A 25,524-nucleotide genomic window follows, 5' to 3' on the forward strand; every position below is an offset into this window, starting at 1 on the left:
GGGTATAAAGTAGCGGGCAGCATATCAGCCACACTTCTTTGGGTAAAACTTTGTCGCGGGAATGATGACAAATCCCGGGGAAAAAGAAACAATAGCAATATCCCGTATGAATATAATAAAGGCGGGTTTACCACGGACATCATAGCGTTAGCTTATTCATAGGCTATGATTGAGGAACAAGACGCGGAGCAGGAGGAAACCATGCCCGGGCGCTTTGAACTAAAACCAACCCTGGAGAAAGTCTGGCACGCGCCGGACAATTTTCGCTTCATGGACCCGCTGCCGCCGATGCATCGTCGGGGGATCATTATTGCCGCCATTGTATTGGTGGTCGGATTTCTGCTTCCATCTGATGATACGCCCAACGCGCTGGTGGTGACGCGTGAAGCGCAGTTAGATATTCAGTCGCAATCTCAACCACCGACAGAAGAACAGCTGCGGGCGCAGCTAGTTACGCCACAAAATGATCCTGATCAGGTGGCTCCGGTCGCTCCAGAACCTATACAGGAAGGCCAGCCAGAAGAGCAGCCGCAAACTACCCAAACGCAACCATTCCAGCCAGATAGCGGAATTGATAATCAATGGCGCTCTTACCGTGTCGAACCCGGTAAAACGATGGCACAGCTGTTCCGCGACCACGGGCTGCCCGCTACCGATGTCTATGCAATGGCGCAGGTAGAAGGCGCGGGTAAGCCGCTGAGTAATTTGCAAAACGGGCAGATGGTGAAAATCCGCCAGAACGCCAGCGGCGTGGTGACGGGCTTAACCATTGATACGGGGAATAATCAACAGGTCCTGTTTACCCGTCAGCCGGATGGCAGTTTTATTCGCGCGCGGTAGATGAAGGGTCAACCAGAAGCCAGCTAAGGAGCGTCTCTTTGATGACCTTACGTCTGGCTTCCAGAGCCTGGGGTGAAACCATACTGATATGATAAACCAGGCCAAGCGTATGCTGGTTGATCAAATAATATCCCCCAAGCGCAGCAATATTAATATACACCTGCAATGGGTCGATATCTGGCTTAAAAATATTGTGTTTCTTCCCTTCATCCAATAAGGATTCCATTAACTGCAAGTGCGCATGATTAATTTCTAAGAGACGCTGTGATTTTGCATAATGCACACCTTTACTTTGGTTTTCACTATGCACAATTTTTAAAAACCAGGGATTAGCAATATAATAACCCCAGGTAAAATCGATTATTTTTTCAATGGCTTTTTGTGGCTGGTTAACCTGCTGATTAACGAACGCACCGATACCGACAGCGTAGAATAATTACATACCGCACAACAAGAATGTATGGTGTAAGGCGTTGTCAGTCATCTCCCTCCCTGGGTGCATCGTTATATCCGTGATGAGCGATTTTTGATATTAATATCTTTTACTATCCGCTATTTTCACCACTTCAGAAAACAAACTTATTTTTATTAATATCAACTCTTTTTCTTTGAACATTCAACTGCGATATTTGTAAAAATATTAAACAGGCAACAATAAAATGACATTACCAACAACTATTTATTCATTTCCTGCATATTCACCCCGTTTTTCGTCCACCGACAAACCAGTAAAATTAAAATTTCATCAATACGCACGCGCTACATTACTTTCAAATCGTGGAAGAGACCATAATTGCGATGGCAGACATACTGTTGAGATCCACAAACTAGATCTCTCAGACTGGCAAGCATTCAATAAGTTAGCGACGAGGTGTAATGCTTACGATGGAATAACAATGAATGGTGATAATTCTTTTGGATGGAACCATGAAGCTACATTAGATAATATTCACGCCCAGAAATACAATAAAGCTTACGCGGGTGCGAGGTTAACCGCAGAACTGAAATATTTATTGCAAGATGTCGAATCCTTCGAACCCAACAGTAAATACACAATACACGAGGTTGTTTTGGGTCCAGGTTATGGTACTCCAGACTATACCGGCCAAACGATAGGATACGTTGTAACCCTTCCTGCCCAAATGCCTAATTGCTGGTCATCTGAACTACCAACAATCGATCTTTATATCGACCAACTTCGCACTGTTACAGGCGTTTCTAATGCCCTCGGATTCATCATTGCTGCATTGCTAAACGCGTATTCTGATTTACCCCATGATTTGAAAATTGGTCTGCGTTCCTTATCAAGTTCAGCAGCAATCTACTCGGGTTTGGGTTTCGAGCGAGTGCCGCAGGACCGAGACATAAGGAGTGATCGTATGCATCTAACGCCAGCAAACCATCCTGAATTATGGACACAAGAGAATGGTGAATGGATCTACTTGCGAAACTAATACCTGACGAAAAATAGAAAGCAAAACGCCGACCAATGGTCGGCGTTTTTACGTCTCGTTGAATAACGAATTATTCAGCTACTACGTTTACGATCACTTTCGCGAATACTTCGCTGTGAACCTGGAAGCTCACTTCGTGTTCGCCAGTGGTACGCAGAACGCCGTTCGGCAGACGAACTTCGCTCTTAGCCACTTCAACGCCAGCTGCAGTTACAGCGTCAGCGATGTCGCGAGTACCGATGGAACCGAACAGTTTACCTTCGTCGCCAGCTTTAGACGCGATGGTAACAGTTTCCAGTGCATTGATTTTCTCAGCGCGAGCATTAGCAGCTGCCAGAACTTCAGCCAGTTTAGCTTCCAGTTCAGCGCGACGTGCTTCGAAGAATTCAATGTTTTTCTTGGTAGCTGGAACAGCTTTACCCTGCGGTACCAGGAAGTTACGAGCATAGCCCGCTTTAACGTTTACCTGATCACCCAGGCTACCCAGGTTTGCTACTTTATCAAGCAGAATAACTTGCATTACCTTATCCTCTCAAAGTCGTATTAATGGACCGTGACCGATTACTGATGGCGATCAGTGTACGGCAGCAGGGACAGGTAGCGAGCGCGTTTGATAGCGCGAGCCAGCTGACGCTGGTATTTTGCACGGGTACCGGTGATACGGCTTGGGACAATCTTACCGCTTTCGGTGATGTAGTTTTTCAGCGTAGCGATATCTTTATAGTCGATCTCTTGAACGCCTTCCGCGGTGAAACGGCAGAACTTGCGACGACGGAAATAACGTGCCATATGGCTAGTCTCCAGAATCTATCAATTCAATCTGCTCGGCATGCAAAACCATTTTGCTCAGTCCGTTCTTTGCCTTGTGGCATGAAATGAACCCCTGAACGGTTATGCGACTGCCGACCGTTATACTGTGAGTAATGGCCTGGTTTTCGTGTCCGCTAACAATAACGGGCATTTGACACCATGCCTGCCGGTGAAAGCCGGCTTCCTCCTGCACAGAACGATGCTCAAGCACGAACTGGCAGTGAGGAATTCCTGATGGACTGACCTTTCGAAGGGGAGTCCTGCACACGGTGCCGGACAACACCAGACGGTTGGTCATCAGAAATTACTCTTCAGAATCCCCAGCTTCAGCATCATCAGCGGTTTCGTTTGCGAAATCATCGCGACGCTCACGGCGCTCGTCTTTCGCTTTAACCATCGGAGATGCTTCGGTAACAGCGTGCTTGGTACGCATAACCATGCTGCGGATAACGGCATCGTTGAAGCGGAAGGTAGTTTCCAGCTCATCGATCACTTCCTGCGGAGCTTCAACGTTCATCAGAACGTAGTGTGCTTTGTGCAGTTTGTTGATCGGGTAAGCCAGCTGACGGCGGCCCCAGTCTTCCAGACGGTGGATCTTGCCTTCTGCACCAGTGATGGCAGCAGTGTAGCGCTCGATCATGCCCGGAACCTGTTCGCTCTGGTCAGGATGGACCATAAAAACGATTTCGTAATGACGCATCGAATTGCTCCTTACGGATTATTCAGCCTCCTGTCTGGGTCAGCCGAATCCCGGGGAGGCAAGGAACGTGTTAAAGGTCGGCTGAAAAATGACGCGTTATAGTACTGACATACCCCGCTAAACTCAAGGGCAGAGCCGAAATAAATCTCCCCTTTCGCAAATAACCTTTAAACCGCTGATTTGGAGTTCATCACACTTCATCATGGTGTTTTTTTGAACAACTGCATCAGAAATGGTCACCATCAACTTCTTTATCATTGATTAAAATTAAATCAGAAGATCATCACAGAGGAGAGCACATAAAGTCAGCCGTCGAGGAGGTATCTATGTTCAGTCGAGTTTTAGCCCTTCTGGCTGTGCTTTTGCTAAGTGCAAATACATGGGCAGCCATTGAAATTAATAACCACCAGGCCAGAAATATGGACGATGTGCAAAGCTTAGGCGTGATTTATATCAACCATAACTTCGCCACTGAAAGTGAAGCACGTCAGGCATTAAATGAAGAGACAGATGCGCAGGGCGCAACGTACTACCATCCGATCCTGATACGGGAACCGGGAAGTAACGGCAATATGCACGCCAGCGCGGATATTTATCGCTAGCACCAGGTATAACCAACGAAACATTGCCATAGTTTGCTTTGCCCCCTTCGCAGGGGGCTTTTTTTGAAAAACGGCTGCGGAATTAGACCAGTTATCTCCCGAAGAAGGAAATTTCCGCAGCGCGTGTTTTACTTCTGCCCGTAATAAGCGTTGGGACCGTGCTTACGCATGAAGTGTTTATTCATCAGGAAGCTGTCGATATGATTCAGTTGTGGGTTAATGCCGCGCGCAATCCACGCCATTTTCGCCACTTCTTCCATTACTACCGCGTTATGCACCGCATCGTGGGCATCTTTCCCCCAGGCGAACGGCCCGTGCTGGTACACCACAATCCCCGGTGTATGCAGCGGTTCAGCGTTGCCCAGCGTTTCAATAATAACTTTGCCAGTGTTCAGTTCGTACTCGCCCTGCACCTCTTCTTCGCTTAATCCGCGCGTACACGGGATATCGCCAAAGAAGTAGTCGGCGTGCGTGGTGCCTAACGCCGGGATCGCCAGCCCCGCCTGCGCCCATGCGGTAGCATGAGTGGAGTGGGTATGGACAATACCACCAAGCGACGGATAACGACGGTAGAGTTCAAGATGCGTCGCGGTGTCGGAAGACGGACGATATTCCCCTTCCACCACCTTGCCGCTCATATCGACCACTACCATATCGTCTGCTTTCATGGTTTCGTAGGCGACACCGCTGGGCTTGATCACCACCAGCCCGCGTTCGCGGCCAATGGCACTGACGTTGCCCCAGGTAAAGGTCACCAGCCCGTAGCGCGGCAGATCCATGTTGGCTTCAAACACCTGCTGTTTTAGCTTTTGCATTATGCCGCCTCCACCATGCCTGCTTTAGCCATACGCGCTTTCACCCAATCACGCGCTTTCGCCACTTCTGCCGCCGGGTCTTCCGCCGTTTCGCTCCACATCTCAATCAGGTACGGCCCGCAATAGCCACTCTGTTTGAGCGTTTCGAAGCAACGTTCGAAATCCACTACGCCTTCGCCAAACGGCACATTTTTGAAGACGCCTGGTTTGGTGTCTTTCACATGCACCGCGACGATATGCCCAATTCCGGCCTGCAATTCCATCTGCACATCGTTGTCCCACGCCGACAGGTTGCCGATATCCGGATAGAGCTGGAACCACGGGTTGTTGAGATAGTGCGCATAGCCCAGCGCCTTGCTGATGGAGTTCATCAATGGATAATCCATGATCTCCATTGCCAGCGTCACCTGCGCGCGGCTTGCCATCTCAACGCTCTCTTTCAGGCCGTCACGGAAACGACGACGCGTTTCGTTATTGGCTTCCTGATAGTAAACGTCATAGCCCGCCAGTTGGATTACGCGAATGCCAACGTCCTGGGCGAACTGGATAGCTTTACGCATAATCTCCAGCCCCTGCGCCCGTACCGCGTCATCTTCGCTGCCCAGCGGGAAACGACGATGAGCAGAAAGGCACATGGACGGCACGCGCACGCCGGTTTCAACAATCGCATTCACCAGCGCCAGACGCTGCTCGCGGCTCCAGTCGAGGCGCGACAGGCGATCGTCCGTTTCATCTACCGACATCTCGACAAAATCGAAGCCTAACGTTTTTGCCAGTTGCAGGCGTTCCAGCCAGCACTCCCCGGCGGGGAGCGCTTTTTCATAGATGCCAAGCGGGATTTGTTTGGACAACATATCCGCTCCTTAGCCCCACAGTTCGGCGATGGAACGTTTGAACTGACGCGCGGCTTCAACCGGAGAAGCGGCATCACGGATGCTGCGACCAGCGATAAACACATGAATCGGAATGCCTTTGAACAGCGGCAGATCTTCCAGCGCCAGGCCACCAGTAACGGTTACTTTGAAGCCCATATCGGAAAGACGTTTGATCGCGGTAATGTCCGCTTCGCCCCACGCTACGCCTGCGGCCTGCGCGTCACGGCTGCGGTGATAAACCACCTGCTGAATGCCTGCGTCACGCCACTGCTGCGCCTGTTCCCAGGTCCAGTAGCCGGTCAGTTCAATCTGCACATCGCCGTTAAACTCTTTTGCCACGTCCAGCGCACCTTTGGCGGTGTTGATATCCGCACAGCAAATCACGGTCACCCAGTCAGCGTTGGCTTCAAAGCACATACGAGAAAGGATTTTGCCCGCATCGGCAATTTTGGCGTCTGCCAGTACGATTTTGTGCGGGTAAAGCGCTTTCAGATCGCGAACCGCACGCACGCCTTCGCCCACGCACAGAATGGTGCCCACTTCGATAATGTCGACTTCTTCGGCAATCAGGCGAGTGGTTTCGTAGGCGCTATCCATAGTCTGGTTGTCCAGCGCGACTTGCAACATCGGTAATGACATGTTCAATTCCTTCTTAAGCTGCCGCGTTGGTGCGGTCAATGAGATCCAGTACTTCCTGCTCGGTACGGCAGGCACGTAAACGGTCGAAATTCTCTTCATCTTCAAACAGATTGACGATCTGCATGATGCCCACTTCCTGGTGAGTGTTGGCATCGACCGCCGCCATGGTGATGAGGATATCCACCGGATCGTTATCTTCGTGGTTGAACTCCAGCGGCTTTTTCAGCGTCACTAGCGCAAAACCGGTTTTCTTAACGCCCTCTTCCGGGCGACCGTGCGGCATTGCCAGGCCTGGTGCGAGCACAAAGTACGGACCGTGCTGTTCAACCGCATCCAGAATCGCCTGGTAGTAACGCGGCTCGACAACATCCGCCGCTACCAGCAGGTCAACGCCGATTTTTACTGCGTCCTGCCATGTCTCAGCTTCAGCCTGCAGGCGGATGGATTTATTCTCCGCCAGCGAATCACGTAATTTCATGGCGCGTCCTTACTTCACATCCTGCGGGAAATGCGCTTTGATCACTTCCAGCAGTTTCGGGCCAAAGTCGGCAGGAGAGAGCATGTTGCGCACACCAACCACGTATTTGTTGCCGGTCACGGTGATTTCGCCCGCAATGTGCGTAGAAGCGATGATGATATCCGCGCCGCTCAACTCGCTTTTGTATTCGCCAACCGCGCAGCTGTTTACCGTGTGGTCAATGTTTGATTGGGTTAAAAACTGATCCACTTTCATCTTCATGATCATGGAACTGCCTTGTCCGTTGCCACACACAGCCAGAATACGTACGGTCATAATCAAAACTCCTTATTAAGCAGACTGTTCTGCCAGTTGTTTTTCTGCATCTTCTTCTGCGCGCAGTGCGCGGCCAGCGAAGAACATATAAGCCAGTGCAATTACAATGATGACGGCCATAAAGGCGATACCGATGGAGAAGAAGCCCTGCATCATCGGCGGTGCCAGAATCGACCAGTCCGCCATGCCCATCCAGGCGCTCATACCGGTGAGTTTCACCGCCCAGACGCAACCAAAGATTTCGATCATCCCCATCACCAGACAAATCTTCAGCGCCGCACGCCAGCCGCCGAAGTGGTTAGCGAACACGCCGATGGTGGCGTTGGAGAAGAACATCGGGATAAAGCCAGGAATAATCAGGATCGAGGAACCGCAGGCGACCAAGATGCCAACCGCAATCAGCTGACCGATGGTGCCCCACATAAAGCCCCAAACCACGGCGTTCGGCGCGAAGCTATAGATAGCCGCACAGTCAATCGCCAGAACCGCACCTGGGATCAGGCGCTGGGAGATACCGTTAAATGCTTCAGAGAGTTCCGCCACAAACATGCGCACGCCCTGAGTGATGATGAAGATCGCCACCGCGAAGGAGAAACCGGTTTGCAGGATGTACACCGTCCAGTTCACTTTGCCTGCCATCGCCTGCACGGTGTCGATACCGAAGGAGAGCAGAATGGCACCAAAGAAGATGGTCATGACAATCGCCGTGGAGACGATGTTGTCGTGGAAAATATTCAGCCAGCCTGGCAGTTTGAGGTCTTCAACGCTTTCCTCTTTTTTGCCGAGGAACGGCGCAACCTTATAGGCAATCCATGATGCAAACTGTTGCTGGTGACCGATGGAGAAACCGCAGCCGTCCGTCACTTCCTGAGTCGGCTTGTACATCATGTTGGAGGTAATGCCCCAGTAGAGCGAAACCAGAATCGCCGTGCAGATAATGGTCGTCCACATGGAGTAGCCGAAAATAAACAACGTAACGGCAATCAGCCCCGCCTGCTGGAACATGATATGACCAGTCAGCATGATGGTACGAATACCGGTAATGCGACGCAGCAGCACGTAACAGATGTTCAGCGCCAGCGCTAACAACACCGCGTAACCTACCCAGCTATAGGCATCGCCCATGCGGTCGATGGTTGCCATCATCGACGCGTAAGTATCGGAAATTGCGCCGTTAATGCCGTAGACTTCGGACATTTTCGCCACCACCGGTTTGAAGGTGCTGGTGAGGATGCCGGACCCTGCCTGCAACAACATGAAACCAATTATGGTTTTAATCGTGCCTTTAATAATAACGCTGACACTTTTGCGCAGTAGGATGTAGCCCAGACAGGTCACAATACCCAGCAACAACGGGGCATTGGTCATAACCTGGTTAAAAAACACGGTAAAGATGTTGTAGAGGATCTCCATAACGATCTCCTGAAGAAGAGGTAACCGGGTATTCCACACACCCGGAATGTTGTGCACTCACTCTAATTTTCAAAAGTAATCACAACAAGATTATTTATGATTAAATGTGACGCGACCCGCAAATAATTCCACATGGATAGAGTGGGATTCACACAACGAAATAATTATTCATTTAAATTCATTTAGTTAATTGAATTACACATTCCATTAAATCTTTCCACACTCAAAATCAACAACAACTTCCCTGGCAAAAAGTCAAAAAATGGTCATTGCCTTCCTGAAAAAATAGTGTCAGGATTAATCAAAACCAATCACGTGTTGATTCGAATTGAACTATCATGAAGGTAAATGGCGATGAGTAAAGTGAAAAGTATCACCCGAGAATCCTGGATCCTGAGCACTTTCCCGGAGTGGGGTAGCTGGCTGAATGAAGAAATTGAACAAGAGCAGGTCGCCCCTGGCACATTTGCGATGTGGTGGCTAGGCTGCACCGGGATCTGGTTGAAATCAGAAGGTGGCACCAACGTTTGCGTTGATTTCTGGTGCGGCACTGGCAAACAAAGTCACGGTAACCCGTTAATGAAACAGGGTCACCAGATGCAGCGCATGGCTGGCGTGAAAAAACTGCAGCCAAACCTGCGCACCACCCCGTTTGTTCTTGATCCGTTTGCGATTCGCCAGATCGACGCGGTACTGGCGACTCACGATCACAACGATCATATCGACGTTAACGTCGCTGCTGCCGTGATGCAGAACTGTGCTGATGACGTACCATTCATTGGACCGAAAACCTGCGTTGATTTGTGGATTGGCTGGGGCGTACCGAAAGAGCGTTGCATCGTGGTCAAACCGGGCGATGTTGTAAAAGTGAAAGACATTGAAATTCATGCACTTGACGCTTTCGACCGTACTGCACTGATCACCCTGCCTGCCGATCAAAAAGCGGCTGGCGTACTGCCAGATGGCATGGACGATCGCGCAGTAAACTACCTGTTCAAAACCCCTGGCGGTTCCCTGTATCACAGTGGCGATTCCCACTACTCTAACTATTATGCGAAGCACGGTAACGAACATCAGATCGATGTGGCGTTAGGATCGTATGGTGAGAACCCGCGCGGTATTACCGACAAAATGACCAGCGCCGATATGCTGCGTATGGGTGAAGCCCTGAATGCGAAAGTGGTTATCCCGTTCCACCACGACATCTGGTCAAACTTCCAGGCCGATCCGCAAGAAATCCGCGTGCTGTGGGAGATGAAAAAAGATCGTCTGAAGTATGGCTTCAAGCCGTTTATCTGGCAGGTGGGCGGCAAATTTACCTGGCCGTTGGATAAAGACAACTTCGAGTACCACTATCCGCGTGGTTTCGATGATTGCTTCACTATTGAACCGGATCTGCCGTTCAAGTCATTCCTGTAATCTGTCGTTTATACCGGATAGCGTGGAGTAGTTCGCGCTATCCGGCGTAGTATTTCCTGGCTATTTCAAATATCATCTAAAAAAATCAAATTTTATCGGAATAGCTCATGACTGAAGCACAAAGACATCAAATCCTCCTGGAAATGCTCGCACAATTGGGCTTTGTGACCGTTGAGAAAGTCGTTGAGCGTCTGGGAATTTCGCCTGCCACTGCGCGACGCGATATCAATAAACTTGACGAAAGCGGCAAACTGAAAAAAGTGCGCAATGGCGCAGAAGCTATTACCCAGCAGCGCCCACGCTGGACGCCGATGAATCTGCATCAGGCGCAGAATCACGATGAAAAAGTACGTATTGCTAAAGCGGCCTCGCAGCTGGTTAATCCGGGCGAAAGCGTAGTCATCAACTGCGGCTCCACCGCGTTTCTGCTTGGGCGGGAAATGTGTGGCAAGCCAGTGCAAATCATCACTAATTATCTACCGCTGGCAAATTACCTGATCGATCAGGAGCATGACAGCGTGATCATTATGGGCGGACAGTACAACAAAAGTCAGTCCATCACTTTAAGCCCGCAAGGCAGCGAAAACAGTCTCTATGCCGGGCACTGGATGTTTACCAGCGGCAAAGGGCTGACAGCAGAAGGGTTGTATAAAACCGATATGTTGACGGCAATGGCAGAGCAGAAGATGCTGAGCGTGGTAGGGAAATTGGTGGTACTGGTTGATAGCAGTAAGATTGGCGAACGCGCGGGAATGCTTTTTAGCCGTGCCGATCAAATCGATATGCTGATCACCGGCAAAAATGCTAACCCGGAAATCCTGCAACAACTGGAAGCGCAAGGGGTCAGCATTCTGCGTGTTTAAAGATGCTGGCGGAAAAATGTCACGGCAGCATCTAACGCCTCAGGCGTAATGCGGTGACGCACGCCTGGCTGCCATGAACAGGTTAGCAGTTTATCCCGTCCCGTCTCGCTTAAGGCCTGCTGCAAACGTAGTGATTCGTCGGCAGGCACGACGTCATCGTCAAGGCCATGCCACAGCAGTAGAGGTCTGTCAGCAAGTTGTTCCAGGTGGTTTGTCGCTTCCCACTCTGCCAGCGGCGCGACAATGTTATTGAATTCATTCTGCTGTGCTGTCGTTTCAGGTATCAGCGGTGGAAACAGTGAACGGGCGAGCGATGTAAAATAGCCCGATCCCATCATGCTGGCGGTACATTTCACCGTGGGGTGGCGAGCGGTAATTCCCAGTGCCGTCATCGCGCCCATCGACGCGCCACCGACTGCCAGACGGTCAGCAAGCAGCCAGTTTTCTTCGGCTATTGCCGCACGTAACGTAGTGAATTCCTGCATACTTTGTAGCAATATTTGCCAAAATTGATTTAACCGCCGCGCTGCGTCGCCACTAAAACGACTACCGTGATCGGGCGCATCCGGCATGATCACCCGCAAACCAGCCTGCGCCAGCGCAACGGCAAAATAGCTATACACCAGACTGGACGAAGTAAAGCCGTGATAAAAAATCGCGCACGGTAACGGGGTATCTTTTTGCCCGACAGGATAAGCATGAAGAATGGGAATATCTGCCAGCTCGCGTGATTCTATTTCAATCATCTGTCTCTCCTTTTTGTCTGGTATGACATGAAGAAATCCTTAGCACAAGTTTCTGCTGGCGGTATTAGTTCATAATGTTGAGATGTGGGTTACGCTTTCATCACGTTTTCATTCGAAAATCGCGTACCAGGTAACAATTCGGGAACATTCCCCCAAAGTTAAATTAATAAGGCACTACACTATGGTTAGCAGGAAACGTAATAGCGTTATTTACCGGTTTGCCAGTTTATTATTGGTGTTGATGTTAAGTGCCTGTAGCGCACTGCAAGGTACGCCACAGCCAGCACCGCCAGTAACGGACCATCCGCAAGAGATTCGCCGCGACCAGACGCAAGGGTTACAGCGAATAGGTAGCGTAAGCACGATGGTTCGGGGTTCTCCGGATGACGCATTAGCAGAAATCAGAGCGAAAGCTGTCGCTGCAAAAGCTGATTATTACGTTGTCGTCATGGTGGACGAAACCATCGTCACAGGACAGTGGTATTCACAAGCCATTTTGTACCGTAAATAAATCAGACAACTTACATAGTCAGCTTTACATTGCTTTGCGTCCCTATGCGTTTACCTGTGCACAATAAATTACCGGCTGGAAGCCTGGGCGTTTATTACCGCGATGGAATGCCCTGCAACATGTGGGGAAACGAAAAATGGAGCTGACGATGAAACAATTACTTGCCTCACCCTCGCTGCAATTAGTGACTTATCCTGCGAGCGCCACGGCACAGTCTGCAGAATTCGCCAGTGCTGACTGCGTGACGGGCCTGAATGAAATAGGTCAGATCTCAGTTAGCAATATTTCAGGGGATCCGCAGGACGTGGAACGTATCGTGGCGTTAAAGGCCGATGAACAAGGTGCGTCATGGTACCGCATTATTACCATGTACGAAGACCAGCAGCCTGATAACTGGCGCGTACAGGCGATACTGTATGCATGAGTGTCATCTACAGCAAATGAACAATGCCGGATGCGGCGCGAGCGCCTTGTCCGGCCAACAATTTTCAAATATTTCATATAGTTAATCGAAACCAGCGTCGTATACGCTTACACACACACTCCCCCCGTCGCCCGCAGCAATAAATCATTCTGGATCTGCTCTGACAACCGTACGCCGCCGCGCGTATCTAACATCACCTGACACCACGCCTGCGCCATTGGCGGAGAGGCATATTTCAACATTTGCGCACCGCAGCCCAGCAGGAATAGCTTATGAGTAATCTCTCGCCCCAGTTCTTCAGCTGGCTTACGCAGCTGCTGCTGTAAACGACGAACCGCGCGATCAAAATAGCGATCCTGCCCTTTCACTTCCACAAATGCTTCCGACAATAAGTCGTATACACCCGCTTGCTTATTGAGAACACGCAGTACATCCAGGCACATAATATTACCGGAACCTTCCCAAATACTGTTTACCGGCATCTCCCGGTAAAGCCGCGGCAGCTCGCTCTCCTCGCAATAACCAATGCCGCCCAGCACCTCCATCGCTTCGGCCACAAACGGCATACCTCGTTTGCAGATCACAAATTTCACCGCAGGCGTAAATAAACGCGCCCACAGGGCTTCTTTAGCATCGGCACGCCGGTCCCACGCTCGCGCAAGACGAAACAGCAACGCCGTTTGCCCTTCAAGCTGAAGTGCCATGCGACTTAAGACATGACGCATAAGGGGCTGTTGGATCAATGGATTACCAAAAACATGGCGTTGATGGGCATGATAAATCGCCAGCGAAAATGCACGGCGCATCATGGCATGGCTACCCAGGGCGCAATCAAAACGCGTCATCCCTCCCATTTTCAGGATCAGACGAGTTCCTTCCCCTTCCTGCCCTAACAACCAGCCAATGGCATCCTGAAACTCCACTTCGCAACTGGCGTTAGAGCGATTACCCAGCTTATCTTTCAGCCGCTCGAGGCGAATCGCGTTGCGTTGCCCGTCAGGCAAAAAGCGCGGCACAAAAAAGCAGGACAAACCGCCCGTAGTCTGCGCCAGCACCAGATGCGCATCGCTTTGCGGCACCGAGAAAAACCATTTATGCCCCACCAGCCGATAAGAGCCATCTTCCAGGCGCTCTGCGCGGGTGGTGTTGCTCATGACATCGGAACCGCCCTGCTTTTCCGTCATTCCCATGCCAATCAACAAACCGCGTTTTTGCCCACCTGGCAATAAGTGAGAATCGTAGCGATCGCTCAACAGCGGCGTGGTCCAGTCCTGAAACGGCGTGGGTAACATCTGTAACAACAATGGCGTGGCGGCAAAGGTCATCGTTATCGGACATAACGACCCTGCCTCAACCTGTGCGTGCAACATAAAACGCGCCGCGCGCGCCACAAATGCGCCGGAGCGAGCGTCTTCTTCCCAGGCAAGATTGTGCACCCGATTGGTACATAGCGCCTGCATCAGCAAGTGCCAGGCGGGGTGAAAACGCACATCGTCCAGATGGCGTCCTTGCGCATCGTAGCGCAATAATTCAGGCGGATTCACATTCGCCAGCCGCCCCAGTTCAAGAGATTCAGCCGTTCCTAACTGCTGACCAATACTGGCTAGAAAATCGCTATCCCAGCCAGCACCTTCACGCGTTACCGCTTCACAGAGCGCGCCATCAGACAGGTATAAGTTACTGTTATTTAATGGTATAGGTTGATTAAAAACGGTGTGAGTTTGCCAGTGCACTGTGTCTCCCTCCATCAATGGCAGTCACCATTAGTATGGTCACTGCCATGGATTCATGACAGAAAGAGATTGCTAAAACATTCTTATCCAGCAATGTAATGCGGAACGAAACGTGAGGTGTCTTTGGTGATCAGCGTGTTATCTTCACGGATCCCCATTCCGCACGCTTCATCATCGACAATCCAGCTACCGATGAGTGTGTAGCTATCGCCAAATCGCGGCAGAGGTTGAAACGCCTGGTAGATCATCGGTTCATCGGCGTAATCACCATCAGCGTGGTCAACGACGTTATTCTGACCGTCGAAAATGGTGACATTGCCGCCTTCGCGCGAGTAGATCGGTTTACGCACATAGCTTTCGCCAGCGGCAATCTGCGGTTTTTCGCCCTCAAACCAGGATGCAAGAAGGTTAGGATGACCAGGGAAGAAGCGCCAAAGCAGTGGCATTAGCCCTTTATTACTCAAGATACTTTTCCATAACGGCTCCACCCATTGCTCGCGACGCTTGCGCAGCAGCGGACCGTTATCGTCACGCATCATCCACTCTAGCGGATACAGCTTAAATGCACGCTGGATGACATTATCATCAAGATCGGTCAGTACACCGCCGACGCCCAAACCGAGATCTTCAATGTAGATAAACCGCGACTCCTGCCCTGCCTGCTGGGCGCAGTCCTGCAAATACAGCACGGTAGTCCTGTCTTCATCGGTGTCCTGACAGCAGCAAAAATAAAACGGTTCCCGACTGTAAAGCTCGCTAAAGCGTGAAATCAGGCGTTCCTGAATAGCATTGTACTGATCGGCATCACGCGGAATAATGCCGCTGCGCCGGGCATCCTCCAGCCACAGCCACTGGAAATAAGCCGACTCGTACAATGAAGTTGGCGTATCGGCGTTGTACTCCAGTAGCTTCACCGGCGCATTGCCACACCAGGCAAAATCCATCCGGCCATACAGCGAAGGATCTCGTGCGCGCCAGCTTTCGGCGATCACATCCCAGTACAATGGCGGGATCGCCAGTTGCGTCAGGATCTCTTCGTCTTTAACCGCGCGATCCACCACCTCAAGGCACATCTGATGCAGTTCCGCAGTCGGTTTTTCGATCTGCTCTTCAATCTGACGCAGGGTAAAGCGGTAAGCCCGACTCTCGTCCCAATAGATTTCATTGTCGATGATATGAAAGTCGAAACCGTTGTCAGCGGCGATCTGGTCCAGATCCCACCGTACAGGAACGTTGTGTCTCAGCATGATTAGCCTCCCCAATGCCCACGGGCGCTGGAAGAACGACCATAGCCGCCGCGAGAAACGGTTGACGCTTTTTTGGTGGTAAAGCCGCCCGAAGAGTAAGACTCTTTTTTGCCAGAACCGAAGCGCCAGGAGTAATCACCAGAAGTGTTGCGCCAGACAGGGCGCGAAGCAAAAGAGGAACCGCCGCTGTTATAAACAAACTGCTCATCACGATCTTTACGTATAACCCGGCTTAACAAAAATCCCGAAACGACCGGGATCCAACTCTGTTCAACGTTGTCGTAGTAACAATTTTCATACTTAGACTGACAATTCTGCTGAGTCATATTCTTTGGAACATCGGCATAAAACGCCGCTTTGGCGTTGTTCCAGCCATGAGCACAGATATCTGAATTATTACCGTCATCAATACAATCCTGCACAGTCGAGTAAAACGTTCCGTCGCCGTCGTTATCGACATCGCCACTATCGCCACAACCTTTCAATACGAAAAAAGCGGCACCGCCCATTAGCGCCAACGTTAAGTATTTTTGTGCGTAACGATTGCGACGCGGTTCAAAAGAATTATTCGGTCTACCAATGCGACTGATCGCTCCGTGACCAATTTTACTGTTATTTCTTGATTTGCGTTTTCTGGCCATGATCGTCCATTACCATGTCATACAAGCTGCGTTAAAAATACCGCCAGCCAGTGCGGCGGTTCCCATAAACATTCCTGCTGCGGTATTGTGATTAATAATTTTGTCGCTTAATGCGGGCATATAAAGTCTGACGCCAGCAAAAACGAGTAACTGAATCACCAGTGCGATCCCGCCCCAGGCGAAATAGTCTGGAATACTCACCGCATTGATTGCCGCACTGGATAACGGGATCACGTAACCCAACAATGTACCGCTGAACGCCAGTGACGCCGCGGTATTATTGTTTTTGATTAACTGCCATTCGTTGTGCGGTGTAATTTTAGAATAGATAAACAGAAAAATAATCACCATAGCCACGCCAATAAAAAAATAGGCACTAAAGGCAAGAAGAGAATCCAGTATATGCATTGTAAACGTCCTTGTAATTAACCAATAATATGAAGTGATGTCAGCGGGATATCGACACCCAACGCGCGCGAAAATAACCACTCTGGCTCGCCGAGATCGTTAAAAGATTCCTCACCATTTAGCAGCAAATATTCGTAAGTATCTTCGGTTACTTGCCGTTGGTAGCCCATGGTAAAATTATGGACCTCCCATTTGGCATGGTTTTGATTTTCTACTTTTTCCAGCATGTAGACGGGTTCGATATTTCCCGGTTCTTCGCTGTTAAAAAATCGCTGCCAGCGTTTTTCCTGCCAGTTTAAGGTCATTGCCCCCATCGCTTTGGCATTGATCGTCTCGCGCCAGTGACTCTCTTTACTGATACCGTAGCTCTCTTCATAGACAAAGAGCTTGATATCATCAATGTCATCAATATTTTCGCCGCCGGTGGTATTGATTTGCAGAAATTCATCGCCCGAAGTGTAGTAGCGGAAAATCTGGCTACCGCCGCCCAGATCGATGCGGCTGACGGCGGCTACCGTAAATTCCTCACCCGGCAGCGCAATCAGCAATTCATCTTCCAGCAAACGAAACGCTAACGTGTCGAGCGTAAAACCACTATTGAGATGCAGACCCAGCGGACCGCGAGCGATAGCAGGCTTATTATCCTTGCCAAACAGACGCTGGAAAAAACCAGACATATTTTATCCTTAAAATAGTTGCCAGCCTTGCAGTGAGGCTGGCAAAAAAATTACTCGCCCTGTTGGCGTTGCAGTCTTGCTAATACATCCTGGGCGCTACTTTTATTGCTACCGCCTATTCCGGCTTCCGCCAGCTTTTCATCAAGATCGCGACCGTCTGCGACTTTTTCCAACTGTGCAGCAGCATCCAGACGAGCCTGACGTTCGGCCTGACGCGTTTGCAGGCGTTTTAAGGATTCTGCCGCTGTCGAAACGCTGGAAGATGCGCCAACGGTAGAGGTCGTTACAGCCTGTTGTGCACGCTGCATGGCTTCAGTGGCTTTAACGACTTCCATTTGCTGCTCAAACTGAGCGATACGCTGCGCTGTCGCTGTAACTGCTTTTTCCACGCCATCACGGGAGACTTCCAGATTCGACAACACTTGCTCTTCAGCGGTAATGAGATTCTCAAGGCGCGCGATTTCTTCAGCAACTTCGTTAATCAACGACGGATTAACGTTCTTGCTTAACGCTTCCAGCGCACGGGCTTCCAGACTGGCTTTGCGCTCACGTAAATCTTTCAGCTTATCGTGACTTAATTTCACCCGCGCCAGCAGATCAACGCGAGATTTTCCGGCTTTATCGAGTTCAGCTTTAGCGTCACGGATATGCTGTTCCAGCATGCGCACGCCCTGGGTTTCTTCAATGGATTCTTCCGCCTGGGAGATAAACGATTTCCCCAGCGTAAATAAACTTTTTAAAATTCCCATAAATACCCGTCCTTGTAATTAGAGTGAATATTCTTCTGTAATTTCAGCCAGATCCAATGCGTTATCTACCAGCGAGGTTATCTCAAGCAGGATATCTTCAAGAGAAGATTTAAGCGATAACGCCCCGAAAACAATGTAATACTCTTCATGTTGCACGCTGGAGATCCCTACCGATGACAACGGCATCATCTTCTGATTTCTTAATAAGAAGGTATTAAATTCATCTGGATTGCTGATACTACTTACCGGACAAATAAAGGTTTCGATAATCATTTGGCGGGAAGTAAATAGAATATTGATTTGCAAATCGCCATAATCATTCATTTTAATAATTAATGCATTCTCGCCATTTGTTACATCAATATTTTGTTCAGGTACAGTTTGCAGCGCCGTCGCCAGCGCCAACGGATTCCATGTCATATATTATTCCATATAAATTAAGTTTAAATATTAATAAAATGAATATTTGCAGTACGTAATTATCTTACCAGCTATAGACAAAAAAAAACCATCCAAATCTGGATGGTTTTTCATAATTCAGAGGAACTAGCTGCGCTGTCGCACCGCTTCAAATAAGCAAATCCCTGTCGCCACAGAAACGTTCAGCGAAGAAACGCTTCCTGCCATTGGGATGCTGATCAACTCGTCGCAATGTTCACGAGTCAGGCGACGCATACCTTCACCTTCCGCGCCCATCACCAGTGCCAGGCGTCCGGTCATTTTGCTCTGATAAAGTGTATGATCCGCCTCACCTGCCGTACCGACGATCCAGATATTCTCTTCCTGCAACATACGCATGGTGCGCGCAAGGTTAGTCACCCGAATCAGCGGAACGCTTTCTGCCGCGCCGCAGGCTACTTTTTTCGCCGTGGCGTTGAGCTGTGCGGAGCGATCTTTCGGCACAATCACCGCATGAACACCTGCGGCGTCCGCGCTACGCAGGCACGCGCCGAGGTTATGCGGATCGGTTACACCGTCGAGGATCAGCAGGAACGGTTGATCGAGCGAAGCGATCAGATCCGGCAGATCGTTTTCCTGATACTGACGTCCTGGCTTCACACGGGCAATAATGCCCTGATGCACGGCACCGTCGCTTTTCTCGTCGAGATACTGACGGTTCGCCAACTGGATAACCACGCCCTGGGACTCAAGGGCGTGAATCAGCGGTAACAGACGTTTATCTTCACGGCCTTTTAAAATAAAGACTTCCTGAAAACGTTCAGGGGCGCGCTCCAGCAGGGCCTGCACTGCGTGGATGCCGTAAATCATTTCGCTCATTAATGTACTCGTTGTTTACGTTTTGCCGGGAGCGCCACGCTTGCCCGGCCTACGGATAATTCACCCTCTTCTGTTTGAAGAGGGTAATGATCACTCTGCCACTTTTTTCTTCGCCGCACGCTTCGCTTTGGTCGCTGCAGCTATTTTCTGCGTTTTCGCCGATGGCTTTTTCGCTTTTCTCGCGTCTTTCTTCGCCGCTTTCGGCTTCGTTTTTTTCTCACCGCGGAAGGCGCTGTCTGGCTCAAAGTTTACCTTTTTACCGACCTGACGACGCTTGCCGCCTTTTTTACCTGCATCGCCTTTTTTCGCTTTCTCGCGCGCCGTTTTACCGACGTTGCGCGGTGCGCGTTCGCTGGAGATCAGGCTAAAGTCAATTTTACGCTCGTCCATATTAACCGCTTCGACGCGAACTTCCACGCGATCGCCCAGGCGATAAGTCTGGCCGCTGGATTCACCCATCAGGCGTTGCCCTACCTGGTCAAAGCGATAGTAGTCATTGTCCAGCGAAGAGACATGGACCAGACCATCAATGAACAAGTCGTCCAGACGGACGAAGAAGCCAAAGCCAGTGACGCTGGAAATTACGCCTTTAAAGACGTTACCTACCTGGTCGAGCATGAAGTCACACTTCAGCCAGTCAGCTACATCGCGTGTTGCTTCGTCGGCACGACGTTCCGCCATCGAACAGTGCTGACCCAGTTGCAACATCTCTTCCATCGAATAATGGTAACCGCCGGTTTCAGTAGTGTTGCCCTGATGCCCCTGCTCTTTCGCCAGCAGATACTTAATGGCGCGGTGCAGCGTCAGGTCAGGATAACGACGAATCGGCGAAGTGAAGTGCGCATAGGACTGCAATGCCAGACCGAAGTGACCACGGTTTTCTGGATCGTAAATCGCCTGTTTCATCGAGCGCAGCAGCATGGTTTGCAGCATTTCTGCGTCAGGACGATCGGCAACCGACTCCAGCAGCTCCGCGTAGTCACGCGGTTCCGGCTTGTTACCGCCCGGCAATTCCAGCCCCAGCTCCGCCAGCACTGAACGGAAAGAGGTAATTGCTTCGGTGCTCGGCTTGTCGTGAATACGGAACAGTGCCGGTTCTTTGGCTTTCTCAACGAAACGCGCCGCCGAGATATTCGCCAGAATCATGCACTCTTCAATTAATTTGTGTGCGTCGTTACGCTGGGTCTGTTCGATACGTTCAATACGGCGTTCGGCGTTGAAAATGAACTTCGCTTCTTCGCTCTCAAATGAGATCCCGCCACGTTCTTCACGGGCTTTATCCAGCACTTTATAGAGGTTATGCAACTCTTCGAGATGCTTAACCAGCGGGGCGTACTGCTCGCGCAGATCCTGATCGCCCTGCAGAATATGCCAGACTTTGGTGTAGGTCAGACGTGCGTGAGAGCTCATTACCGCTTCATAGAATTTGTAGCCAGTCAGGCGGCCTTTCGACGAAACCGTCATCTCGCACACCATACACAGGCGGTCTACCTGCGGGTTGAGCGAACACAGACCGTTAGAGAGCACTTCCGGCAGCATCGGGATAACCTGCGAAGGGAAGTACACCGACGTACCACGGTTACGCGCTTCTCTGTCCAGCGGTGTTGGCGGACGCACATAGTAGCTGACGTCGGCAATCGCGACCCATAAACGCCAGCCGCCGCCGCGTTTTTTCTCGCAGTAAACTGCATCGTCAAAGTCACGGGCGTCTTCGCCATCAATGGTGACAAGCGGTAAATCGCGCAGATCGACACGGCCCGCTTTTGCTTCTTCCGGCACTTCTTCTTTCAGCCCGGCAACCTGTTGCTCAACGGCCTGCGGCCAGATATACGGAATTTCATGGGTACGCAGAGCGATATCAACCGCCATGCCGGTGCCCATATTGTCGCCAAGTACTTCGACGATTTTACCCACCGCTTTGGTACGGCGAGTCGGGCGTTGGGTCAGTTCAACCACCACCACAAAGCCCATCCGCGCGCCCATGATCTGATCGGGCGGGATTAAGATATCGAAGCTCAAACGACTGTCGTCAGGAACCACAAAGCCGACGCCCGCTTCGGTAAAGTAGCGACCAACAATCTGGCTGGTTTTTGGCACCAGTACGCGGACAATACGCGCTTCACGACGACCTTTACGGTCAGCACCCAGCGGCTGCGCCAGCACCTGATCGCCATGAATGCAGGTTTTCATCTGCTCGCTGGAGAGATACAAATCATCTTTACGCCCTTCAACCCGCAGAAAGCCGTAGCCATCACGGTGGCCAATAACGGTACCTTTCACCAGGTCGAGGCGTTCCGGCAGCGCATAGCACTGACGACGAGTGAAGACCAGTTGACCATCGCGCTCCATCGCGCGCAGGCGGCGACGCAGGCCTTCAAGCTGCTCTTCGCCTTCAATGTGCAGTTCTACCGCCAGCTCATCACGGCTGGCCGGTTTTTCACGTTTGGTTAAATGTTCGAGGATAAATTCCCGACTAGGGATGGGATTCGCGTATTTTTCAGCTTCGCGTTCCTGGAAAGGATCTTGTGACATCTCGGTTCCTCCGTTGTCATCTCTGATGAAGATTTTCGTCACTCCACCAGCAATAATTTATAAAGCGGTTGATTCTCTTCAACCAAATCGGCAAGCGTGTAGTTATCCAGTTCCGTAAGAAAACTTTGCACGGCCTTAGAAAGTGCCTGTTTCAACCGACAGGCAGGTGTAATGTGGCAAAACTCACTGCTGCAATTCACCAGCGATAAGGGCTCCAGCTCGCGCACCACATCACCAATACGTATCGCACTCGCCGGTTTACCCAGACGAATGCCGCCATTTTTTCCACGAACAGCAGTCACGTAGCCGGCACGACTAAGTTGATTGATTATTTTGACCATATGATTACGGGAGACGCCGTAGACGTCAGTCACTTCAGAAATACTGGTCATCCGCCCTTCTGGCAATGACGCCATGTAGATCAGCGCACGTAATCCGTAATCAGTGAAACTCGTTAACTGCACATCAACCTCAAAAGGGAAATCGGGAAAAAATACATTTATATTGATGATAAACCAGCCACAAGCTGTGTCGCTAATTTATTTCAGTTCGGGGAAGGAAAAAAGCGAGGATTTAACACTGTGTCGGATAGCGTAATGGCTTACCCGACACAGCAATGTATCACACTGTTAGCCCGGCAGGCAAAATATCTGCCAGGCGTACCAGAATTACGCGTCGAACGGGTCGCGCAGAATCATGGTTTCAGTACGATCCGGACCGGTAGAGATGATATCGATCGGCACACCGGTCAGCTCTTCAATACGCTTGATGTAGTTCAGCGCCGCCTGCGGCAGGCCGCTACGATCTTTCACGCCGAAGGTGGATTCAGACCAGCCCGGCATGGTTTCGTAAATCGGCTCTACACCTTTCCAGTCGTCAGCTGCCAGCGGAGTGGTAGTCACTTCACGACCATCCGGCATACGGTAAGCCACGCAGAGTTTCACCTCTTTCAGGCCATCCAGAACGTCCAGCTTGGTCAGGCAGAAGCCAGACAGGGAGTTCAGCTGTACCGCACGACGAACGGCAACGGTGTCCAGCCAGCCGGTACGACGACGACGACCCGTAGTTGCGCCGAATTCGTTACCCTGCTTGCAGAGGAACTCGCCAGTTTCATCAAACAGTTCAGTCGGGAACGGACCTGCACCCACACGAGTGGAGTAAGCTTTGAGGATACCCAGAACGTAATCAACATAACGCGGGCCCAGGCCGGAACCGGTCGCCACGCCACCAGCAGTGGTGTTGGAAGAAGTTACGTACGGATAAGTACCGTGGTCGATATCCAGCAGCGTACCCTGAGCACCTTCGAACATGACGAAATCGCCACGCTGACGCGCCTGGTCGAGCAGGTCAGAAACGTCAACCACCATAGAAGTCAGGATGTCGGCAACAGCCATCGTATCATCCAGAACTTTCTGGTAATCAACCGCTTCAGCTTTGTAGTAGTTAACCAACTGGAAGTTGTGATATTCCATCACTTCTTTCAGTTTTTCAGCGAAGGTTTCTTTGTCGAAAAGGTCGCCAACACGCAGACCGCGACGTGCCACTTTATCTTCATAAGCAGGCCCGATACCACGACCGGTGGTGCCGATCGCTTTCGCGCCACGCGCTTTCTCACGCGCGTTATCCAGCGCAACGTGATAATCAAGGATCAGCGGACATGCTTCAGACAGCAGCAGACGCTCACGAACGGGGATGCCACGGTCTTCCAGTTCTTTCATCTCTTTCATCAGCGCGGCTGGAGACAGCACAACACCGTTACCGATGATGCTGGTTACATTCTCGCGGAGAATACCTGATGGAATAAGATGGAGAACGGTTTTTTCACCGTTGATTACGAGAGTATGGCCTGCGTTGTGACCGCCCTGGTAGCGTACAACATATTTAGCCCGTTCAGTCAGAAGATCGACGATCTTACCTTTACCTTCGTCACCCCATTGGGTGCCCAGTACGACGACGTTGTTACCCATTTTTCAAAATCACCGTTTGCTTAAAAATGGATTCTACCATCGCTTTTTCAGAGTTACAGCACTTTTTGCACTCAAAAATGACCTCGATCAGTCTGTTTTTTGTTCAGCCAATCGTTTTCCTCAACATGTAGTAGACCACAACGCCCGCAACCACAAGTCCACCGCCAAAACGACGTAAAATATTATCGGGCAAATTGGTCATCGCAGAGATCATCTTCTTCCATGCCTTCGGGTAAAGCATCGGCCCTAAACCTTCGAGCACCAAAACCAGGGCAAGCGCCAGCCAGATTGTCGAATTCATTCATTATCCTTATAGAAAAAGAAAACCACCGACATCCCTGAGGATGCGGTGGCTTTATTGACCTGTACCGCGGTCGTTATATTAACGCGTTGCGGAAGTCGGCGTCTTCATGTAGCGGAAGAAATCGCTATCCGGGCTCATGACCATCACGTCCTGATTGCCAGAGAAGCTGTTCTCATAAGCACGCAGGCTACGGATAAATGCGTAGAAGTCCGGATCTTTACTGAATGCATCAGCAAACAGTTTGGCTGCTTCGGCATCGCCTTCACCACGCATGATGCGGCCCTGACGCTCAGCTTCTGCCAGCGTTCTGGTCACTTCATAGTCGGCAGTCGCACGCAGTTTTTCCGCTTCTTCCTGACCTTGTGAACGGTGACGACGCGCTACCGCTTCACGCTCGGCGCGCATACGGTTGTAGATCGCTTCAGACACTTCGGTCGGCAGGTTGATCTGCTTAATTCGCACATCGACAACTTCAATACCCAGCGCCGCCATACTGTTCGGGTTGATGACCGGAACTTTACCCTTCGTCTCAGCCGTTACGCGCTCTGCCGCTTCGGCAATGGCGTTATCTGCTGCCGGGGTAGTAACTTCATCTTCTGTACCCGCAGAACCGGAGTTCAGCGCGTCACGTACTTCGAGGGTCAGACGACCACGGGAATCGGTGACGATGTCTTTCACGTCCAGGCGACCAATTTCAGAACGCAGACGGTCAGAGAACTTACGTTTCAACAGCACTTCCGCTTGCGAAATGTCGCCACCGCCCGTTGCCAGGTAGTAACGGCTGAAATCGCTGATGCGCCATTTGATGTAAGAGTCGACGATCAGGTCTTTCTTCTCTTTGGTCACAAAGCGGTCGGCTTGGTTGTCCATGGTCTGAATACGTGCGTCGAGCATTTTCACCGTTTCAATGAACGGTATCTTGAAATGCAGACCCGGCTCATAAACCAGAGGTTTGTTGTCATCGTCACGCAGTACCTTACCAAAACGCAGCGTAATACCGCGCTCACCTTCTTTGACGACAAAGACAGACATGTAAAGCACTACCAGCACGATGATGATAATCGCGATAACTGACTTACGCATC

Annotated in this window: 31 protein-coding genes and 1 pseudogene; 7 read left to right on the plus strand and 25 right to left on the minus strand. The window is 50.7% G+C overall.

The annotated features are described in order from the left end of the window. Positions 1 to 201 precede the first annotated feature (201 nt). Entirely contained in the window at positions 202 to 840 is a 639-nt protein-coding gene (ytfB, locus tag ACK8NJ_RS20785) for a cell division protein YtfB (RefSeq protein WP_001550498.1), read from the plus strand. Here the strand turns inward: ytfB and ACK8NJ_RS20790 are convergent. Further along, positions 824 to 1,225: pseudogene (locus tag ACK8NJ_RS20790) on the minus strand (TetR/AcrR family transcriptional regulator); the annotation flags it as partial. The gene ytfB and the pseudogene ACK8NJ_RS20790 overlap by 17 nt on opposite strands. Before the next feature lie 274 nt (positions 1,226 to 1,499). Here ACK8NJ_RS20790 and ACK8NJ_RS20795 point away from each other — a divergent pair. Further along, the gene (locus ACK8NJ_RS20795; protein ID WP_137447298.1) at positions 1,500 to 2,294 is read left to right on the plus strand and encodes a DUF2686 family protein; all 795 of its coding nucleotides are present in this window, start codon (positions 1,500 to 1,502) and stop codon (positions 2,292 to 2,294) included. 70 nt (positions 2,295 to 2,364) lie between these two features. Here ACK8NJ_RS20795 and rplI read toward each other — a convergent pair whose 3' ends face one another. From rplI to rpsF, 4 genes are read right to left on the minus strand one after another with little or no spacing between them, the layout of a single operon-like run. Beyond that, a complete protein-coding gene (gene rplI / locus ACK8NJ_RS20800; protein WP_001196062.1) occupies positions 2,365 to 2,814 on the minus strand; it encodes a 50S ribosomal protein L9 in 450 nt (149 codons plus the stop codon). 41 nt (positions 2,815 to 2,855) lie between these two features. After that, on the minus strand, positions 2,856 to 3,083 hold the full coding sequence (gene rpsR, locus ACK8NJ_RS20805; RefSeq protein WP_000135199.1) for a 30S ribosomal protein S18: 228 nt from the start codon (positions 3,081 to 3,083) through the stop codon (positions 2,856 to 2,858). A gap of 4 nt (positions 3,084 to 3,087) precedes the next feature. Beyond that, positions 3,088 to 3,402: a primosomal replication protein N gene (gene priB / locus ACK8NJ_RS20810; protein ID WP_001296681.1), complete on the minus strand. Its 315-nt coding sequence runs from the start codon at positions 3,400 to 3,402 to the stop codon at positions 3,088 to 3,090. A 6-nt stretch (positions 3,403 to 3,408) separates the two neighbouring features. Beyond that, the gene (gene rpsF / locus ACK8NJ_RS20815) at positions 3,409 to 3,804 is read right to left on the minus strand and encodes a 30S ribosomal protein S6 (protein WP_001216676.1); all 396 of its coding nucleotides are present in this window, start codon (positions 3,802 to 3,804) and stop codon (positions 3,409 to 3,411) included. Between the two features lie 326 nt (positions 3,805 to 4,130). Between rpsF and yjfY the strand changes: the two genes are divergently transcribed. Then, positions 4,131 to 4,406 (plus strand): DUF1471 family protein YjfY, encoded by a 276-nt coding sequence (gene yjfY / locus ACK8NJ_RS20820; RefSeq protein WP_000492913.1) that lies wholly within the window; start codon positions 4,131 to 4,133, stop codon positions 4,404 to 4,406. 128 nt (positions 4,407 to 4,534) lie between these two features. Here yjfY and ulaF read toward each other — a convergent pair whose 3' ends face one another. From ulaF to ulaA, 6 genes are read right to left on the minus strand one after another with little or no spacing between them, the layout of a single operon-like run. Continuing rightward, on the minus strand, positions 4,535 to 5,221 hold the full coding sequence (gene ulaF / locus ACK8NJ_RS20825; protein WP_411961911.1) for an L-ribulose-5-phosphate 4-epimerase UlaF: 687 nt from the start codon (positions 5,219 to 5,221) through the stop codon (positions 4,535 to 4,537). After that, positions 5,221 to 6,075 carry an L-ribulose-5-phosphate 3-epimerase UlaE gene (gene ulaE / locus ACK8NJ_RS20830; RefSeq protein WP_000949498.1) on the minus strand — a complete coding sequence of 285 codons (855 nt, stop codon included), beginning with the start codon at positions 6,073 to 6,075 and terminating at the stop codon, positions 5,221 to 5,223. Before ulaE ends, ulaF begins: the two co-directional genes overlap by 1 nt. Positions 6,076 to 6,084: 9 nt before the next feature. Beyond that, complete coding sequence (ulaD, locus tag ACK8NJ_RS20835) at positions 6,085 to 6,735, minus strand: 3-keto-L-gulonate-6-phosphate decarboxylase UlaD (RefSeq protein WP_000056760.1); 651 nt, start codon at positions 6,733 to 6,735, stop codon at positions 6,085 to 6,087. 13 nt (positions 6,736 to 6,748) lie between these two features. After that, on the minus strand, positions 6,749 to 7,213 hold the full coding sequence (gene ulaC / locus ACK8NJ_RS20840) for a PTS ascorbate transporter subunit IIA (protein ID WP_000776505.1): 465 nt from the start codon (positions 7,211 to 7,213) through the stop codon (positions 6,749 to 6,751). 9 nt (positions 7,214 to 7,222) lie between these two features. Continuing rightward, positions 7,223 to 7,528, minus strand: a complete 306-nt coding sequence (gene ulaB, locus ACK8NJ_RS20845) for a PTS ascorbate transporter subunit IIB (protein ID WP_000218360.1) — start codon at positions 7,526 to 7,528, stop codon at positions 7,223 to 7,225. A 15-nt stretch (positions 7,529 to 7,543) separates the two neighbouring features. Then, positions 7,544 to 8,941, minus strand: coding sequence for a PTS ascorbate transporter subunit IIC (gene ulaA, locus ACK8NJ_RS20850; RefSeq protein WP_001300695.1), 1,398 nt, complete (start codon positions 8,939 to 8,941; stop codon positions 7,544 to 7,546). Positions 8,942 to 9,295: 354 nt separating this feature from the next. On the opposite strand from ulaA, the gene ulaG reads away from it, so the two are divergent. Beyond that, positions 9,296 to 10,360 carry an L-ascorbate 6-phosphate lactonase gene (gene ulaG, locus ACK8NJ_RS20855; protein ID WP_001295191.1) on the plus strand — a complete coding sequence of 355 codons (1,065 nt, stop codon included), beginning with the start codon at positions 9,296 to 9,298 and terminating at the stop codon, positions 10,358 to 10,360. Positions 10,361 to 10,467: 107 nt separating this feature from the next. Further along, positions 10,468 to 11,223, plus strand: a complete 756-nt coding sequence (gene ulaR, locus ACK8NJ_RS20860; RefSeq protein WP_000133631.1) for an HTH-type transcriptional regulator UlaR — start codon at positions 10,468 to 10,470, stop codon at positions 11,221 to 11,223. Here the strand turns inward: ulaR and yjfP are convergent. Beyond that, on the minus strand, positions 11,220 to 11,969 hold the full coding sequence (gene yjfP / locus ACK8NJ_RS20865) for an esterase (protein ID WP_411961912.1): 750 nt from the start codon (positions 11,967 to 11,969) through the stop codon (positions 11,220 to 11,222). The genes ulaR and yjfP overlap by 4 nt on opposite strands. 181 nt (positions 11,970 to 12,150) lie before the next feature. Here yjfP and bsmA point away from each other — a divergent pair, with 181 nt between their 5' ends. Next, positions 12,151 to 12,480 carry a biofilm peroxide resistance protein BsmA gene (gene bsmA, locus ACK8NJ_RS20870; protein ID WP_000254636.1) on the plus strand — a complete coding sequence of 110 codons (330 nt, stop codon included), beginning with the start codon at positions 12,151 to 12,153 and terminating at the stop codon, positions 12,478 to 12,480. 148 nt (positions 12,481 to 12,628) lie between these two features. Continuing rightward, complete coding sequence (gene yjfN / locus ACK8NJ_RS20875; protein WP_000811566.1) at positions 12,629 to 12,904, plus strand: DUF1471 family protease activator YjfN; 276 nt, start codon at positions 12,629 to 12,631, stop codon at positions 12,902 to 12,904. 107 nt (positions 12,905 to 13,011) lie between these two features. Here the strand turns inward: yjfN and ACK8NJ_RS20880 are convergent, their stop codons facing one another. The 13 genes from ACK8NJ_RS20880 to hflC all read right to left on the minus strand — a co-directional run bounded on the left by ACK8NJ_RS20880 (position 13,012) and on the right by hflC (position 25,523). Then, positions 13,012 to 14,637: an isovaleryl-CoA dehydrogenase gene (locus ACK8NJ_RS20880; protein ID WP_328180839.1), complete on the minus strand. Its 1,626-nt coding sequence runs from the start codon at positions 14,635 to 14,637 to the stop codon at positions 13,012 to 13,014. A gap of 83 nt (positions 14,638 to 14,720) precedes the next feature. Further along, entirely contained in the window at positions 14,721 to 15,884 is a 1,164-nt protein-coding gene (locus tag ACK8NJ_RS20885) for a glutathionylspermidine synthase family protein (protein WP_000944021.1), read from the minus strand. A gap of 2 nt (positions 15,885 to 15,886) precedes the next feature. Then, a complete protein-coding gene (locus ACK8NJ_RS20890) occupies positions 15,887 to 16,525 on the minus strand; it encodes a DUF1190 domain-containing protein (protein ID WP_411961913.1) in 639 nt (212 codons plus the stop codon). 9 nt (positions 16,526 to 16,534) lie between these two features. Next, complete coding sequence (locus tag ACK8NJ_RS20895) at positions 16,535 to 16,933, minus strand: DUF350 domain-containing protein (protein ID WP_000547757.1); 399 nt, start codon at positions 16,931 to 16,933, stop codon at positions 16,535 to 16,537. Positions 16,934 to 16,950: 17 nt separating this feature from the next. Beyond that, complete coding sequence (locus ACK8NJ_RS20900) at positions 16,951 to 17,610, minus strand: YjfK family protein (protein WP_000012571.1); 660 nt, start codon at positions 17,608 to 17,610, stop codon at positions 16,951 to 16,953. Positions 17,611 to 17,660: 50 nt separating this feature from the next. Further along, positions 17,661 to 18,359 (minus strand): PspA/IM30 family protein, encoded by a 699-nt coding sequence (locus ACK8NJ_RS20905; protein ID WP_000511955.1) that lies wholly within the window; start codon positions 18,357 to 18,359, stop codon positions 17,661 to 17,663. Between the two features lie 18 nt (positions 18,360 to 18,377). Beyond that, entirely contained in the window at positions 18,378 to 18,779 is a 402-nt protein-coding gene (locus tag ACK8NJ_RS20910) for a YjfI family protein (protein WP_000220122.1), read from the minus strand. 126 nt (positions 18,780 to 18,905) lie between these two features. Then, on the minus strand, positions 18,906 to 19,637 hold the full coding sequence (gene rlmB, locus ACK8NJ_RS20915) for a 23S rRNA (guanosine(2251)-2'-O)-methyltransferase RlmB (protein ID WP_001293282.1): 732 nt from the start codon (positions 19,635 to 19,637) through the stop codon (positions 18,906 to 18,908). Positions 19,638 to 19,727: 90 nt separating this feature from the next. After that, a complete protein-coding gene (gene rnr / locus ACK8NJ_RS20920; RefSeq protein WP_000076316.1) occupies positions 19,728 to 22,169 on the minus strand; it encodes a ribonuclease R in 2,442 nt (813 codons plus the stop codon). Between the two features lie 38 nt (positions 22,170 to 22,207). Continuing rightward, the gene (gene nsrR, locus ACK8NJ_RS20925) at positions 22,208 to 22,633 is read right to left on the minus strand and encodes a nitric oxide-sensing transcriptional repressor NsrR (RefSeq protein WP_001177639.1); all 426 of its coding nucleotides are present in this window, start codon (positions 22,631 to 22,633) and stop codon (positions 22,208 to 22,210) included. Positions 22,634 to 22,837: 204 nt separating this feature from the next. Continuing rightward, positions 22,838 to 24,136: an adenylosuccinate synthase gene (gene purA / locus ACK8NJ_RS20930; RefSeq protein ID WP_000527955.1), complete on the minus strand. Its 1,299-nt coding sequence runs from the start codon at positions 24,134 to 24,136 to the stop codon at positions 22,838 to 22,840. A gap of 103 nt (positions 24,137 to 24,239) precedes the next feature. Next, positions 24,240 to 24,437 carry a DUF2065 domain-containing protein gene (locus ACK8NJ_RS20935; protein WP_001089295.1) on the minus strand — a complete coding sequence of 66 codons (198 nt, stop codon included), beginning with the start codon at positions 24,435 to 24,437 and terminating at the stop codon, positions 24,240 to 24,242. A gap of 81 nt (positions 24,438 to 24,518) precedes the next feature. After that, complete coding sequence (gene hflC / locus ACK8NJ_RS20940; protein ID WP_001232412.1) at positions 24,519 to 25,523, minus strand: protease modulator HflC; 1,005 nt, start codon at positions 25,521 to 25,523, stop codon at positions 24,519 to 24,521. Position 25,524 lies beyond the last annotated feature (1 nt).

The organism is Escherichia sp. F1 (assembly GCF_046764225.1).
Taxonomy (GTDB): Bacteria; Pseudomonadota; Gammaproteobacteria; order Enterobacterales; family Enterobacteriaceae; genus Escherichia; species Escherichia coli.